The organism is Streptomyces sp. NPDC060366 (genome assembly GCF_042725135.1).
Taxonomy (GTDB): Bacteria; Actinomycetota; Actinomycetes; order Streptomycetales; family Streptomycetaceae; genus Streptomyces.
Map to the genome: position 1 here is coordinate 129,200 of NZ_JBHXDC010000013.1, position 13,907 is coordinate 143,106.

Here is a 13,907-nt window from a genome sequence, read left to right on the forward strand (position 1 = left end):
AGAGCTATGTCATCGCCATCGCCGTCGTCGCCCGCCGACGACCTCACCTTCGTCGTCCGGTCCATCGCCCGGACCGCGGTGGACAACGAAAAGGCCTTCGGCGACCTCGACGCCGTCGCGGGTGACGGGGATTTCGGGTACTCGCTCGCTCGGGGTTTCGAGATCGTGCTCAGCGACTGGGACAACCTCGCCTCGGACACGCCGGCCGAGACCCTGAAGCAGGTCGCTCTGGTGATCTCCAAGCGGGTGGGCGGCACATCGGGCCCGCTCTGGGGCACCGCCTTCCTGCGGGCCGCCGGGGCCGTGAAGGACAGGCCGGAGCTGAACGGCGCGGATGCCGTGGCCATGCTGCGGGCCGCCGCCGAGGGGATCAAGGCGCGAGGCAGGTCCGACATCGGTGACAAGACGCTGCTGGACGCGCTGATACCGATGACCGACGCCCTGGATCGGCGGCTGGCCGACGGCGGACCGGAGGCCGGCGGTGCGGAACTCGCCGCCCTGGCGGCCACGACCGCCCGCGCCGCGGCCGACGCGACGACCCCCATGCAGGCCAGACGCGGCCGCCAGAGCTACACCGGTGAGCGCAGCATCGGCTCGCCCGATCCGGGCGCGGTGGCGATCGCGGTCATGGCGGAGCGCGTAGCCACCGAGTGGGAGGAACGCGGCTGACGGCAGACACCGGGCCGGGCGCCCGGACCGACTCCCGACTCCCGGCACCCGGGATCGGCAGGACCAGGAGGAGTTGCGGCATGAAGAAGTTCGTCAACGACCCGAAGGACTACGTCGCGCAGATGCTGGAGGGTTTGGCCCTGGCCAACCCCGACACGCTGAAGTACGTGCCCGAGTACAACCTGATCATGCGTGCCGACGCCCCGCAGGAGAACAAGGTCGCCATCGTGCAGGGATCCGGATCCGGTCACGAGCCGGCGCATGTGATGAGCGTCGGCAAGGGGATGCTCGACGCCGCCTGCCCCGGTGACGTGTTCGCCGCGCCACCAGCCGACTTCGTGTACGAGACGGTCAAGCTGGTCGCGTCCCCGAAGGGCGTGCTGCTGCTGGTCAACAACTACACCGGAGACAGGATGGCGTTCGAGATGGCCGAGGAGCTGTCGCAGGCCGACGGGGTCACCGTCCGTACCCTCTTCATCGACGACGACGTGGCCGTACAGGACTCGACGTACACCGTCGGCCGGCGCGGGGTGGCCGGCAACTTCTTCGTGATGAAGGCTGTCGGAGCGGCGGCCGAACGGGGCGCGGACCTCGACGAGCTGTACCGGATCGGCGAGAAGGTCAATTCCGTCACCCGCAGCATGGGCATGGCGCTCACCGCCTGCACGCCGCCGGCCAAGGGGTCGCCGCTGTTCGACCTGCCCGAGGACGCCGTCGAGATGGGCGTGGGCATCCACGGCGAACCCGGCCGGAAGCGCGAGAAGCTCCGGTCGGCGGACGCCATGGTGGGCGAGCTCGTCAGCGCCGTCGTGGACGACCTGCCGTTCGCCTCCGGTGACCGCGTCGCACTGATGGCGAACGGCCTCGGCGGCACACCGATCGGTGAGCTGTACCTGGTGTACGGCCTGGCCCACAAGCAGCTGGCCGAGCGCGGCATCACGGTCGGGCGCAGCTACGTGGGCGAGTACTGCACCTCGCTCGACATGGCGGGCGCCTCCGTGACACTTCTCCGGCTGGACGACGAGATCTTCGACCTGCTCACCGACCCCGCCGAGATCCCGATCCGGGTGTTCTGACAGGTCCTCCTCGGCAGGTGTTTCCCGGTCCCTCGAAGCACGGGGGAGCCGTGGGTGTCAGCAGCGCCCGCGCAGAGTCTCCACACCGTCGCCCTCGAGGTCGTCGCAGTACGCCGCGCGCCCGGTCATCGCCATGATCAGGGCCACGGTGTTGCCGGACACGAGCGGGCCGGAGCCGGTCGTGAACGGCCCGTCGTCCGCGACGAGGCGAAGCCCGCCGATACGGCCCTTGGCGAGGACCACCTGGTCCGTACCCCGGTAGTACTCGGCGATCAGCGTGAGGGTACTGATCGGATACGGGTGGCGGACGCCGAGCGGGCGCCGGATGTCCTCGCCGTGCACGATCGTCTCGCCGAGCAGGGCGATGGCGGGGACGGGAGGCTTGGTCGTGCTCGGGACCGAGAGCCGGAACCTTTCGAGCGTCTCGGCGGGACTCGAACCCAGATGTTCGGCCAGCCGCATGGCCACCATCTTGTCGAAGTCGAACCGACAGCGGATCACGCCTGCCAGCCAGCGCACGGCGTTGAGGTTCGCCGACGCGGTGAGGTGCGCCAGCACCTCGCGCACGGTCAGCTCGGTGCAGAGGGACGTCGTCGCCCACCGCCCGTCGGTCAGGTCCGCGAGATCGGCCGCCAGCGCCGCCCGTTCGGTGTGTATCAAGGGCCAGACGTCGGTCTTCCGGCCGGATTCCGCTGTCGGTTCCGGATCGATCATGGGAGAGGCTCCTGTCACGGGTCGCGTTCTGTGCCGCACCGGAGCCGGAACGGAGTTCAGGCCGGGCGTCCAGGAAGAGGACTCCCGACCTGAAGCAGAATCATCGCTCGTGACCGAGCTTTCTTCCACATCCTGAAAAACCGCGCCTGAAAAGCAGCGCCCGCAGGTTTTCTACGCGGCCAGGAGGTCCACCAGCCTGTCGCGCACACCTTCCCTGTCACCCTCCGGGGCCGCCACCAGCCTCTCCCGCTGCCTCGGGTCCCGGGACAGCACGTGCAGCCGCCCCTCGTTACGGGCCAGGATCAGGTCGGTGCTGGCGCCCGCCGTCTCGGCCGATCCGACCGCGGTGTACTCGGTGACGGTGACCAGCGCGGAACGCTCCGACCCGGTGAGCACCGCGTCGGCGTCGATCGACGGATCGGTGTCCGCCGACGGGCCCCGGGGTAGCCACTCGGTGAGCGTACGGAGCGCCTCGTCGAGCTTGTACAGACCGATCTGGTGGACGCCGAGCGCGTCGATGCGGACCATCAGGCAGATCTTCTCGGGCTGGGGGAGCAGCAGGATCCGCCATGGCTCGCCCGGGGCCGTCCCGGTCGTACGGGCGTCGAGCACCTTCCTGGCCCGCTGCTGGAACGCCACGGCGATGCCCAGGTCTCCCCGTACTTGGACCTCCTCGCCCGAGGAGCCCGCCAGGAGCAGTTCGCGTGCGGCCAACGAGCGTACTGCCTCGGCGAGTTCGTCGTCCGAGGGCCGGGCCTCCAGGAAGTCCACGATCGCGTCCACGGCGGTGAGTTCGGCGATGGTGTACGCGCCGAGCAGTACCGGCCCGGTGTTCACCAGATCCACCACGGCCGTGACCAGCCCTTGAGGTACGGACGCCTCGCCGGGCCCCGGCTGCGCCTTTGAAGCGTTGGCGCGCTGATCGTCGTTCATGACAAACCTCCTGCCGGCCATCCGTCCGTGGAAGGCGCCGCGCGACTCTCACGGAGAACCGCGGCGGCGGTACTGGACGGGGTCTGCGTCACCCAGACGTCGGAGTTGCCGAACAGACCCCGGCCGCCCCTACCGGACAGCGCCTGGCCCAGCTCACCGGCCAGATCCGGCCGGTCCGGCGGCGGGAAGCGGTCCGCGAGCTCCTGGGACACGGCGGTGACGTCGTCGTTCGCCTCGATCCGGCGCAGCGCCCGGGTCAGCGACCGCGCGATCGGGGGCGTCAGGGACGTGGGCACCGCCAGGACCGGCGAGAGGTACAGCGGGCGCCGCTCGGTCATCCGCGACAGGCCCCAGGGCCCGACATTGCTGTCGGTGAACTTGTACACCACGTAGTCCATGAGATGCCGCAGATCACTGGGACGGGGCAGCTTGGGCCCGCCGAACGCGGCCGGGGTCTTCTCCAGCTGCACCCAGGTGCCCTGTGCGGTGCGACCGTGAAGCTTCTCCCGTACGACGTGTCCGCGCATCCCGATGTCGGGGTAGACGGCCTTGTCGATGTCGCGGTGGTGGCTGGACAGCCTCGGATGGCTGCCCTTGGCGAACCGCCAGCTCTCGTACAGCTGCGGATCGTCCACCAGCACATGGCCGCCGCGCAGTACGTCCCGCAACTGCGGTACCTGTAGCCCGTGCGCTTCCAGATCGGCGAGGATCACGGCTTCCTCGGGGCTGAGCCGCTCGGCGGCCTGCACCAGACCCTTTCGGTACGACCCGGCCCGCGCGGTGATCTCGATCATGAGCCGCACCCTGGTGCGTACTCGCTCGGCCCGCTCGGCGCGGCCGGTGTCGGAAGCCTTGCCCGGCCGCTCGGCGAGCGTCCTGACGAACGCCGGCGTGTGCTTGCGCTTCATCTCGTCAGTACAGCACGACAGGCGGACACCCGCAGGGGCTGGCCGCCGGGCCGGACTTTGCCATTCCTTTACAACCCGGTCCGGCGGCGCCTCGTCTCTCCTTCCGATCACTGGCCCCGCCCGCCGAGTCCCCGGGCAGGCGGACGACGAAAGAGAGCGACTCATGCGCCGAACTGTCCTCAGTGCCATGGCACTCGCGAGCACCGCCGTGCTGGCGGGCGCGGTGCCCGCGTTCGCCGACGACGCGACCCCGAGTGCCGTCCCCAGCACCCGCCCGACCGCCGAGGCCCCCGCCGAGGCTCCCTCCGACGCACCTGCCCCGGCCGAGAGCGCCGAGCCGACACAGGCGCCGGCGGCCCCGGGCCAGGTCGCCGTCGTACCGAAGGGGGCGCCCGACACCGGAGTGGCCCCGGTCTCCGCCGAGTCCGGGACCGACGGTGCGCTGATCGGCGCCGGGGCCGCGGCCCTCGCCGTGGGCGGTGCGGCGTTCGTCGTCGTACGCCGTCGGCGGGCGACCGGGGCGTGACCACGCTCTCCAGGCGTGCCTTCGCCACCGCCGCGCTGGGCTCGCTGCTCGTGGCCTGCGGCGGCAACGAGTCCGGCCGGACCACGACCGCGGACCGCTCCGGCGGTACGCCGCCGCCCGAGCCGCCCGCCACGAAGGTGAACGGGGCGAAGGCGCTGGCGCGTTCGGTCCCGGTGAGGCTGCGGATCCCGGTCATCGGGGTCGACACGCCCGTCATACGGCTCGGGCTGGCGCCTGACGGCAGCATGGAGGTGCCACCGGTCACGGCACACGACCGCGCCGGCTGGTACCGGCACTCGCCGACGCCGGGCCGGATCGGCCCGTCGGTGATCACCGGCCATGTCACGGTCGGCGCTTACGGCGACGGGGTCTTCCGGCGCCTCGCGCGGCTGCGCCGGGGCGACCGCGTCACCGTGCGCCTGGAGAACGGCACGGCGGCGGTGTTCGCCGTCAGCGCCGTACGGAAGGTCGCCAAGGCGGACTTCCCGGCGGACGACGTGTACGGCGACGTGGACCGTCCGGAGCTGCGGCTCATCACCTGCGGCGGCCCCCGCACCGATGACGGCTACCTCGACAACGTGATCGTCTTCGCCACGCTGACGGCCGCGAGCCCCTGACCCGCCACATCGGAGGCCGGGCCGGCGGAACCTGAGCCCCCGGCCCGGCCTCCTTCCCTACGAGCCCCCAACAGCCCCCACACCTGCGGTCACGACCATGGAGAGCGTTGAAACGGTCCCGCGACAAGGCAGCGTCCGACCTGTTCGCCGCCCTCTACCCGCGCCTCGCCGGCTGGTGCCGCCGTCTCGTCGACGACGACGAGACCGCCCACGAGATCGCCTCGGAGGCGTTCACCAGACTCTGGGCCCGTTGGACATCCGTGCAGGAGCCCCGCGGCTTCCTCTACGTCACCGCGGCCAACATCGTCCGGGACCACTGGCGCAAACTGGAGCGCGAACGCAAGGCGATACGCCGTGTCACGTCCGAAGCGGCCGTCAGCCCGTACACCGAGCAGGCCGACCCCTCGGTACGGCTGCTCGTGCAGTCACTGCCCGAACGGCTGCGCGTCCCGATCCTGTTGCACTACTACGCTGACATGCCGATCCGGGAGGTGTCCGAACTGACCGGGCGGAAGGAAGGGACCGTCAAGGCCGACCTCCACGCGGCCCGCGAACTGCTCCGCGCCCACCTGAGGAGAAGCCTTGACCACTCGTCCTGACGACGGGCCCGAGTTCGAGCCCGACGACCCCCTCGCCGTCCTGCTGCGGCCCACCTCCGACCGGCTCGTCCCACCCCCGCACCGGTACGAGGCGATCCGCCGGAGCGCCGCCCGTCGCCGGGTGCTCCGCACCGCGGCCGGGGTCGGGCTGTCGTGCGCCGCCGCCGCGCTCGTCGCGCTGCCCCTCCATCTCGCGACGACATCCGGTGCGCCCGCCGCCCCGACGGTGCCGCTCGCCCCGCCGCCCCCGAGCAGCTCGTCGCCCGTGCCCACCGAGCAACCGTCCTCCGTTCCCGTCAGCCCCCACCCGTCCGAGCGGAGGGAGCCCGAAGGCGCACCGACACCGACGGGCCGCGCCCCCTCGGACGTCCCCAGCAGTGTGCCGATGGTGACCCCCAGCCAGGGCCCGAGCCAGGACCCCGGCCGGGACGCCGCCGAGCCCTCCGCCGCTCCCGACGGCGCAGGGCCCGCACAGCCGTAGCGCCCGCGCCACGACGGGGCGGTCAGTGCCCCTTCACACCGCTCACCTCGTTCGGGGACTGCGGCAGTCGCGTCGAGGCCAGCCGGTCGCCGGACTCGATGTCGATCGACACGAGCTTCTTGCTCGACGGGTCGGACACGTACGCGGTGTGGCCGCGTACGAACAGCGCCGGCCGAGGCTGCTGCCAGTCCAGCGGCTCCTGCCAGGAACCGAGGGCGGAGATCTTCTTGGTGATCCTGCCCGTCCGCGGGTCCATGACATGGATCTTGCCGTCCGTGCCGAGGACGAGCGCCTCACCGTGCGGGCCCCGGGCCAGCGAACGGAAGGTGTAGCTGGTGCCGATGTCGACTAGCCGCATCTCGCCCGACTCGGTGTCGATCAGCGACACCTGCTCCGGACGCTCCAACTCGGCGTCCTTGTCCTTCTTGTAGTCGCCGAGAACGACCGGTGACTCCTCCGATCCGGCCTGGTTGCCGATCCTGCCGTACTCCGTGGGGCTGTCGACCTTCTTGATCGCGCCGTCCTTGTAGACAAGGACGCCGTCCTCGCAGCCGATGACGACCGCTTCGCCCTTCGCGGTGGCCTCGCCGTGGACGCCGGGGCACTTCTCGCTCCGCGTGATCTCCTCGCGGTCCGCGCCCAGCACGGTGATGCCGACCCGCTTCTCCTCCGTGCCGAGAGTGGTCACCAACTCGCCGTTCGCCAGCCGGATGGCGACCCCGTGGTGCGGGGCGGCGGAGTCGTACGTCTCGGTCTTCGGCCGGGTGTCGCCGAGGTCCTCGGGGTCGAAGACGGTGACCTCGCCGGTGCCGTCGGAGAACAGGACGGTTCTGCCCGCGTGGTGCACCACATGGCCCGGCTTGGGGCCCTTGAACCCGACGTCCGTGAGCCGCCGGCCCACCGCGTCCATGACCTGGAAGCCGGTCGAGGTCGAGACCATCACATGACGGTCGTCGCCCGCCGGGTTGACCCGGTTGAACCCCTTCAGGGGGATGTCCTCGGCGACCTTCAGCGTCTGCCCGTCGAGTACGTAGAGGCCGCCGTCGTACGTCACGACGAGCGGGTCCTCGACCGGCTTCGCCGACGTACCCGGCGACTTCGCGGACTTCGCGGACTTCTCGCCAGCGGACCCGGACGGGTCGCCGCCGCACGCGGTGAGCGTGACGGAAGCCGCGAGCAGGACGGTGAGGGCGGCCGCCGCCCGTTGGCGTGTTCCATTCCTGTACTTCATTACGTGGTTCTCCTCTCCATGGCTGTCGCTCATCAGGGGCGACAGCGTGGCTATTCGGTGCTCAGAGCGGTCGCGATGGACCGGGTGTTGGCGCGCATCATTTCCAGATAGGTGGCCGCGCCCTTTCCTTTCTCGGTGAGGGATTCGGAGAACAGCGGAACGACGTCGACGTCGATCTCGGTCTCCTGTTTCAGGACTTGGGCCAGCCGGTCCGGCTGGGAGGAATCCGCGAAGATCGCTCTCACGCCCGCCTTCTCGATGGCGGTGGCCAGGGACGTGAGATCCGACGCGCTCGGCGAAGCCAGGGTCGTGCCGCTCGGGACGACGGCGCCCACGATCCGGAATCCGAACCGCTGCGCCAGATATCCGAAGACGTGATGGTTGGTCACCAACTGGCGTCGTTCCTCGGGGATTTCGTCGAAGGCCGTCCGCATCCAGGAACTGAGCGCGGCGATTTTCGCCCCGTACGCCGACGCGTTCCTCTCGACGGCTTCCTTGTCGACACCTTTCACGTTCTCGGCGACCTCGTCCGCGATGAGGTCGACGGCCTCGCGGACCCGCTCGGGGTCGGTCCAGAAATGCGGGTCGGGCTCGTCCGCGCTCTCCCCGGACCGGTAGGTGATCGGGTTCACGGCGTCCCCGACGGCCAGCGTGGAGACACCGGCCTCCTTCGCGGCCTTCACATGCCGCAGGACGTTCTCCTCCAGCCCGAGTCCGTTGTGGACGACGAGATCGGCCTGTTCGACGGCGGCCGCCTGCGGGGCGGAGACACCGAAGGAGTGCGGGTCGGCGCCGGCCCGCATCAGCACCGTCACGTCGGCCTCGTCGCCGACGATGTTGCGGGTGATGTCGCCGAGGATGTTCGTGGTGACGACCACGGTGGGCCGGTCGTCACCGCGCGCCGCACAGCCACCGACACCGAGCACCGACACACAGAGCAGGACCAGGGCGAGCGGCAGGAGGACGGGGCGGGCCGGGGCGTGAGCGGTGGTCGTCGTCCGGTACGTCGGCTGCTTCATCGTCCGGTCTCCACCATGTACGTCGGGGCGAAGCCGAGCGGGAAGGTCCGGGCGAGCCGGAGCCGGTCGTTGTAGTCGATCTCGTAGACCTTCTTCGCGGCGGCGTCGTTGATGTACGCGCGCGTGGTGTCGATCTCGATGACGGCCGAAGCAGTGCCCGAAGCGGCCTCCTTCGTAAGGAGTTCCTTGCGCACCGTGCGCTTCCCGGTGGCGATGTCGTACGCCGAGAGGGCGCCGTCCCTGCCGAGCGCGAGCAGCGGAGCGCCTTCCCCGGCGGTGTTGGCGGCGACGACCGGACCGGTCCTGATCCGCGTCCACGCGCGGTCGGTGACGTCGAGGATCCAGACCGCCTCGTCGCCGGACCTGGCCGCGAGGGTGGTGCTGCCCGCCCGGTGGCGGAAGTCGACGGCGCGGTCGGAGGCGCTCACGTCCTCGCCGTACGCGATCTTCTCCGCGCCGAACGTCCCCTTGTCCTCGCTGACCAGCAGAGCGCCGTCGGCGCAGCCGAACACCGCTCCCCGCCGGGTGACGGCCTCGCCCCGTGCCTCGGCGCACGGTTCCTCGAGGGTGACCACCCTCGCCCCGTCCCGGTCACGGACCTCCACGGTGTCCCGCCCGGCGCCGGCCGACGCCACCAGCAGATGCTCCTTGTAGGGGACGATCGCTCCGCCGTCCGTGCCGGGCAGTGCCCGGCCCCGGGGGACGGTGCCGCTCTCCAGCCTCTTGCGGTCGAACAGTTCGCCCGCGCCCCGCGCCGAGGACACCGCGGTGACGGCCGGGTCGCTGTGTATCCGGGCGGTGTCGGCCGCGCCGATCGGGCCGACATCGCGGATCCCGGCCCGGTAGTAGTGCACGTGATCGCCGTGATCCACCATCCAGGTGCCGGTGTCGACGACGTGCGTCGCGCTGCCGGTACGCAGATAGGCGAACCGGCCGTCGGCGCGCAGCCCCCGTACACCGTCGGTCCGCTTCAACGGCGTGATGTCCTCGGTGATCAGGTCGAGAACGCCGACCGCTCCGGTGCCGGCGTCGGCCAGCACGAGACGGGGCTGCTGCTCGGCGGTCTCCTCGGCGCCCTCGACGTATCCATGGGGCGCCGAGGAGGACTTGGGTACGGAGGCGGGCTGTCGGCCGCTGTCGTGCTGGCAGCCCGCGAGCAGTCCCGAGCCGATGAGCAGCACCGAGCCGACGAGTGCGGCGCGGGACAGGGCTGTCGTGGGCCGGATCTTCCTGAGTGTCATGACGGATGTCCGTATTCCATGTGCGGGCGGTCGGCCGTGGGGGTGGTGGTGGGCCGCGTCCACCGGTGGTGAAGGCCGGCGGTCAGGGTGGAGAGCAGGAACTGGACGACCGCGGTCGCGGCGATCGTCGCCCCGGCGGCGGTGCCGAGGTGCCAGGAGAGCAACAGGCCGAGGAACGTCGCGCTCGACCCGAGGCAGGCGGCCCCGGCCATCACCGCCGGGATCCGCCGGGCCCAGGGGAGCACCGTCGCGGGTGGCGCGATCAGCAGACCGAAGACCAGCAGCGTGCCCACGATGTGGAACGACGCGACGATCGCCAGGGTGAGCAGTGCCAGCAGCGCCGTATGCGCGACGCGCGGTCTCAACCCCAGCGTGTGCGCCTTGCGTTCGTCGAAGGCCAGCGCGACGAACGGGCGGTGTCCGAGTACGGAGATCACCAGGGCGACGCCCAAGGCGCCCCCGAGGTAGGCCAGATCGACCGGGCGGACCGCCAGTACGTCACCGAAGAGGAAGCCGGTCAGGTCGACGGCGAACGATTCGGAACCGGAGACGATGATCACGCCGAGCGCCAGCATCCCGACGAAGAGCAGCCCGATGCTGGTGTCCTGGGACAGCCGTGGCGAGCGGCCGACGAGGCTGACCCCGGCGGCCATGACCGCGGCGCTCACCGCCGCGCCGACGAGCAGGTTGCCGCCCAGCAATGAGGCGAGCGCGATGCCGGGGAGCATGCCGTGCGACATGGCGTCCCCGAGGAACGCCATGCCCCTGAGCACGATCCAGGTGCCCGCCAGGGCACAGATCACCGACACGAGGACGCCGCCCCACAGGGCCCGTTGCACAAAGGTCACCTCGAAGGGACCCACCAGCCATTCCATGGAGCTGGACACTACAATGAAAATGATTATCGTTTCAAACTAGATGGCTGGAGTGCTCCGGGGATGCCACGACAAATAGGACTCGACGATGTGTCGGCCGGCTATGCCAACCGCGCGGTGCTGCATCAACTCACCGCGCGCATACCGGCGTTCACCACCACGGCCGTGGTCGGCCCGAACGGTTCGGGGAAATCCACACTGCTCGGGGTGCTGGCCGGTGTGATCCCCGTGACCGCGGGAACGGTGGAGCACCGGACCGGCGCACGCGCGGCGTTCGTGGTGCAACGCAGCAGGGCCGCCGACGTTCTGCCGCTCACCGTGCGGGACGCCGTGGCGATGGGCCGGTGGGGGCGGCGCGGGCTGTGGCGGCGACCGTCGCGGCGCGACCGGGAAGTGGTGGAGCGGAGCATGGAGCGGCTCGGCATCACCTCGCTCGCGCAGCGGCAGTTGGGAGAGGTGTCGGGCGGCCAGCGCCAACGGGCGCTCGTCGCACAGGGGTTGGCCCAGGAAGCCGATCTGCTTCTGCTGGACGAGCCCACCACCGGCCTCGACGCGGCCGCGGAGCGACTGATCGCCGATGTCCTGGCCGAGGTCACGGCGGAGGGCGTCACCGTCGTCCAGGCGACGCACGACCTGACGGCGGCCCGCACGGCGGGACATGTCCTGTTGCTTCAGGAGGGACGCCTGTGGGGGGAGGGCGCTCCCGCCGAGACACTGACCGACCGGGTCGTCGAGGAGGTCTGGCGCCTGCCCCGACGCGCCTGACCGGCCGACGTGCCTGAAGCGCCGACGTGCCCGAGGGGTCCGGTTCAGGCGTCGCGCAGGAGGATGCGGGTCTCTTTGTCGATCTGGCGAGCTTCCCCCGTGGACACGACGACCACAGGCACCGCCGCTTCCGGCTGGCTGACCAGACGGGCGGGCACCTCGTCGTCCCTCGGCGGCACCAGCAGACCGCCCGTGACGCCGAGGATGCCGAGTCCGGCGCAGATCTCCTCGCGCACCTCCGGCTGGTCCTCGCCGATCTCGCCGGTGAGGACCAGCGCGTCGAGACGGTCCAGGGACGCGGCCATCGCGGCGATGCCGCGGCGGCAGTGGTGGGTGAAGACCTCCAGCGCCAGAGCGGCCCGCTCGTCGCCCGCGGCGCGGTCGCGCACCAGGTCGCGGGTGTCGCCGGAGGATCCGGACAGAGCCAGCAGACCCGAACGGTGGTTGAGCGCCTCTTCGATGTCCTGCGCGGACAGTCCGTGCCGGGTCTGGAGCCACGTCAGGGCGCCCGGGTCGACGGCGCCGCTGCGACGGCTCATCACGAGGCCGTCCAGCGGGGTGAAACCCATCGTGGTGTCCACGCTCGTGCCGTCACGCACCGCGCACGCCGAACAGCCGCCGCCGAGATGGGCGATGACGATCCGCAGGCTCTCGGGCCGCCGCCGGAGCAGTGCGGCGGTGCTGCTCAGCGCCCACGCGTAGGACAGGCCGTGGAAGCCGTAGCGCCGTACGCCGTACTCGCCGCGCCAGGTCTCGGGCACGGCGAACTCGCGGGCCGCCGTGGGCAGTCCGGTGTGGAAGACGGTGTCGAAGCAGGCGACGTGCGGCACGTTGGGCAGCAGCTCACGGGCCGCGTCGAGTACGAGGAGGGCCGGCGGGACATGGGAGGGCGCCAGGTCGGCCGTGAGCTGAAGGGTGTCCCGGACCTGGTCGTCGACCAGGGTGTGCTGCCGCAGATCGGGGCCGCCGTGCACGATCCGGTGCCCCACCGCCATGGGCGCCGGAGCGTATCTGAGCAGGTCCCGGAGCTGCCCGGACATGTTGTCGCCGGGCGCGGAGGCGTTGTCGTACGAGGCGAGCGCCGTGCCGTCGTTCGCGAAGACGGTCAGATGCAGGCTCGACGAGCCCGCGTCGGCCACCAGCACGGGGTCACGTTCATGACTGGCCACGACAGCCCTTCCTCTCAGCTCCCCCGTTCGGCGGACAGGGCCCGAACGGCGGTGTCGACGAGGGCCCCGCGCGGCAACCACGCACGGGCGCTCTCCATCGGCATCGGGCGTTGCCCGCAGCCTCAGGGTGAGTCCGGGCCCGCCTTCCGGCAAGTTTGGAGAGCCGCCATTCGGCTACCCATGGAGGCGACCAGTACGAGCGACCGGTACGAGCGCCACGTGTGGGCGGCCGGTACGAGCAGCCCGTACGAGCAGTCCGTACGAGCGACCCGTACGGGCGGGGCGACGGGCCCACGACCGCGGAGGCAGGAGAGGCACCATGCGTATCGGAATCATCGGAGCGGGCCGCATCGGCTCGACGCTCGCCCGGCACTTCGCCGGCATCGGCCACGAGGTCGCCCTCGCGAACTCGCGCGGCCCGGAGACGCTGGCGGAGCTGGTCGCGGGCATCGACGGCCCCATCCGGGCGGTCACCGCCGAGGAAGCCGGCCGGTTCGGCCAGGTGGTCGTCGTTTCGGTCCCCTACGGGCACCTCCGCGACCTGCCCCTGAGCGAGCTGCGCGACAAGGTCGTGATCGACACCGGCAACTACTACCCGGAACGCGACGGTCACGAGCCCGACCTGGACGACGACTCCACCACCTCCAGCGAGAAGGTACGGGCCGCGACGGACTCCAACCTGGTCAAGGCGTTCAACTCCATCTACTGGGAGACCCTGCGCGACCGGGGCCGCCCCAAGGGCGATCCTGCGCGCCTGGCCATCGCGATCTCCGGCGACGACGAGGAGGCCGTGGCCGTCGTGGCGGGGCTGATCCGCGACATCGGCTTCGACCCGGTGAACGCGGGCCACCTCGGCGGGGGAGGGCGCAAGCACCAGGCGGGAAGTCCCCTCTACGGTGTGGAGCTGTCCGCCGGCGAGCTGGACGCGCGGCTGCACAGCGCCTGAGACGCCTGCTTCGAAGGAAGGCGGATACGGGACTCGGGGCCGTACGGCGTCATCGGATGGCGCGTCAGGGCGACCCCCGGCGGGCCCCGAACGCAACGCCGTCCCGCAGCACCCTGCGGGTGCCGCACGCGACCGGCC

Annotated in this window: 16 protein-coding genes; 8 read left to right on the plus strand and 8 right to left on the minus strand. The window is 71.1% G+C overall.

Annotation, left to right across the window (positions count from 1 at the left end; genetic code table 11):
- The first annotated feature begins 6 nt into the window (after positions 1-6).
- Both dhaL and dhaK read left to right on the plus strand, forming a co-directional pair.
- Positions 7-669, plus strand: a complete 663-nt coding sequence (dhaL, locus tag ACFWHU_RS27880; protein WP_385799225.1) for a dihydroxyacetone kinase subunit DhaL — start codon at positions 7-9, stop codon at positions 667-669.
- Between the two features lie 80 nt (positions 670-749).
- Positions 750-1,745, plus strand: a complete 996-nt coding sequence (gene dhaK, locus ACFWHU_RS27885; RefSeq protein ID WP_385799223.1) for a dihydroxyacetone kinase subunit DhaK — start codon at positions 750-752, stop codon at positions 1,743-1,745.
- A 57-nt stretch (positions 1,746-1,802) separates the two neighbouring features.
- On the opposite strand, the gene ACFWHU_RS27890 is transcribed toward dhaK, so the two are convergent.
- The 3 genes from ACFWHU_RS27890 to ACFWHU_RS27900 form a co-directional block, all read right to left on the minus strand.
- Complete coding sequence (locus ACFWHU_RS27890) at positions 1,803-2,459, minus strand: maleylpyruvate isomerase family mycothiol-dependent enzyme (protein ID WP_387228111.1); 657 nt, start codon at positions 2,457-2,459, stop codon at positions 1,803-1,805.
- Between the two features lie 171 nt (positions 2,460-2,630).
- Positions 2,631-3,392, minus strand: a complete 762-nt coding sequence (locus ACFWHU_RS27895) for a hypothetical protein (protein ID WP_387228113.1) — start codon at positions 3,390-3,392, stop codon at positions 2,631-2,633.
- Positions 3,389-4,300: a hypothetical protein gene (locus ACFWHU_RS27900; RefSeq protein ID WP_385799217.1), complete on the minus strand. Its 912-nt coding sequence runs from the start codon at positions 4,298-4,300 to the stop codon at positions 3,389-3,391. Before ACFWHU_RS27900 ends, ACFWHU_RS27895 begins: the two co-directional genes overlap by 4 nt.
- A gap of 163 nt (positions 4,301-4,463) precedes the next feature.
- Here ACFWHU_RS27900 and ACFWHU_RS27905 point away from each other — a divergent pair, with 163 nt between their 5' ends.
- The 4 genes from ACFWHU_RS27905 to ACFWHU_RS27920 all read left to right on the plus strand — a co-directional run bounded on the left by ACFWHU_RS27905 (position 4,464) and on the right by ACFWHU_RS27920 (position 6,523).
- Positions 4,464-4,826: a sortase-dependent protein gene (locus tag ACFWHU_RS27905; RefSeq protein WP_387228115.1), complete on the plus strand. Its 363-nt coding sequence runs from the start codon at positions 4,464-4,466 to the stop codon at positions 4,824-4,826.
- A complete protein-coding gene (locus tag ACFWHU_RS27910) occupies positions 4,823-5,443 on the plus strand; it encodes a class F sortase (protein WP_387228117.1) in 621 nt (206 codons plus the stop codon). Before ACFWHU_RS27905 ends, ACFWHU_RS27910 begins: the two co-directional genes overlap by 4 nt.
- Before the next feature lie 107 nt (positions 5,444-5,550).
- Positions 5,551-6,042, plus strand: a complete 492-nt coding sequence (locus ACFWHU_RS27915; protein ID WP_385799211.1) for an RNA polymerase sigma factor — start codon at positions 5,551-5,553, stop codon at positions 6,040-6,042.
- Positions 6,026-6,523 carry a hypothetical protein gene (locus ACFWHU_RS27920; protein WP_387228120.1) on the plus strand — a complete coding sequence of 166 codons (498 nt, stop codon included), beginning with the start codon at positions 6,026-6,028 and terminating at the stop codon, positions 6,521-6,523. The genes ACFWHU_RS27915 and ACFWHU_RS27920 overlap by 17 nt, the downstream gene beginning before the upstream one ends.
- Positions 6,524-6,545: 22 nt before the next feature.
- Here ACFWHU_RS27920 and aztD read toward each other — a convergent pair whose 3' ends face one another.
- From aztD to aztB, 4 genes are read right to left on the minus strand one after another with little or no spacing between them, the layout of a single operon-like run.
- Complete coding sequence (gene aztD, locus ACFWHU_RS27925) at positions 6,546-7,754, minus strand: zinc metallochaperone AztD (RefSeq protein WP_387228123.1); 1,209 nt, start codon at positions 7,752-7,754, stop codon at positions 6,546-6,548.
- A gap of 50 nt (positions 7,755-7,804) precedes the next feature.
- Positions 7,805-8,773, minus strand: a complete 969-nt coding sequence (aztC, locus tag ACFWHU_RS27930) for a zinc ABC transporter substrate-binding protein AztC (protein WP_387228125.1) — start codon at positions 8,771-8,773, stop codon at positions 7,805-7,807.
- The gene (locus tag ACFWHU_RS27935) at positions 8,770-10,014 is read right to left on the minus strand and encodes a hypothetical protein (protein WP_387228127.1); all 1,245 of its coding nucleotides are present in this window, start codon (positions 10,012-10,014) and stop codon (positions 8,770-8,772) included. Before ACFWHU_RS27935 ends, aztC begins: the two co-directional genes overlap by 4 nt.
- Positions 10,011-10,889 carry a zinc ABC transporter permease AztB gene (aztB, locus tag ACFWHU_RS27940; protein WP_387228130.1) on the minus strand — a complete coding sequence of 293 codons (879 nt, stop codon included), beginning with the start codon at positions 10,887-10,889 and terminating at the stop codon, positions 10,011-10,013. The genes ACFWHU_RS27935 and aztB overlap by 4 nt, the downstream gene beginning before the upstream one ends.
- Positions 10,890-10,952: 63 nt before the next feature.
- Here aztB and aztA point away from each other — a divergent pair, with 63 nt between their 5' ends.
- Positions 10,953-11,654, plus strand: coding sequence for a zinc ABC transporter ATP-binding protein AztA (gene aztA / locus ACFWHU_RS27945; protein ID WP_387228132.1), 702 nt, complete (start codon positions 10,953-10,955; stop codon positions 11,652-11,654).
- A 44-nt stretch (positions 11,655-11,698) separates the two neighbouring features.
- Here the strand turns inward: aztA and ACFWHU_RS27950 are convergent, their stop codons facing one another.
- Positions 11,699-12,823 (minus strand): acetate/propionate family kinase, encoded by a 1,125-nt coding sequence (locus ACFWHU_RS27950; protein WP_387228134.1) that lies wholly within the window; start codon positions 12,821-12,823, stop codon positions 11,699-11,701.
- Positions 12,824-12,950: 127 nt separating this feature from the next.
- On the opposite strand from ACFWHU_RS27950, the gene ACFWHU_RS27955 reads away from it, so the two are divergent.
- Positions 12,951-13,769 carry an NADPH-dependent F420 reductase gene (locus ACFWHU_RS27955; RefSeq protein ID WP_387228137.1) on the plus strand — a complete coding sequence of 273 codons (819 nt, stop codon included), beginning with the start codon at positions 12,951-12,953 and terminating at the stop codon, positions 13,767-13,769.
- The last annotated feature ends 138 nt before the right edge of the window (positions 13,770-13,907 follow it).

Coding starts and splice junctions, on each gene's coding strand:
- dhaL (WP_385799225.1), top strand. CDS start 7: ATGTCATCGCCATCGCCGTCGTCGCCCGCCGACGACCTCACCTTCGTC.
- dhaK (WP_385799223.1), top strand. CDS start 750: ATGAAGAAGTTCGTCAACGACCCGAAGGACTACGTCGCGCAGATGCTG.
- ACFWHU_RS27890 (WP_387228111.1), bottom strand. CDS start 2,459: ATGATCGATCCGGAACCGACAGCGGAATCCGGCCGGAAGACCGACGTC.
- ACFWHU_RS27895 (WP_387228113.1), bottom strand. CDS start 3,392: ATGAACGACGATCAGCGCGCCAACGCTTCAAAGGCGCAGCCGGGGCCC.
- ACFWHU_RS27900 (WP_385799217.1), bottom strand. CDS start 4,300: ATGAAGCGCAAGCACACGCCGGCGTTCGTCAGGACGCTCGCCGAGCGG.
- ACFWHU_RS27905 (WP_387228115.1), top strand. CDS start 4,464: ATGCGCCGAACTGTCCTCAGTGCCATGGCACTCGCGAGCACCGCCGTG.
- aztD (WP_387228123.1), bottom strand. CDS start 7,754: ATGAAGTACAGGAATGGAACACGCCAACGGGCGGCGGCCGCCCTCACC.
- aztC (WP_387228125.1), bottom strand. CDS start 8,773: ATGAAGCAGCCGACGTACCGGACGACGACCACCGCTCACGCCCCGGCC.
- ACFWHU_RS27935 (WP_387228127.1), bottom strand. CDS start 10,014: ATGACACTCAGGAAGATCCGGCCCACGACAGCCCTGTCCCGCGCCGCA.
- aztB (WP_387228130.1), bottom strand. CDS start 10,889: ATGGAATGGCTGGTGGGTCCCTTCGAGGTGACCTTTGTGCAACGGGCC.
- aztA (WP_387228132.1), top strand. CDS start 10,953: ATGCCACGACAAATAGGACTCGACGATGTGTCGGCCGGCTATGCCAAC.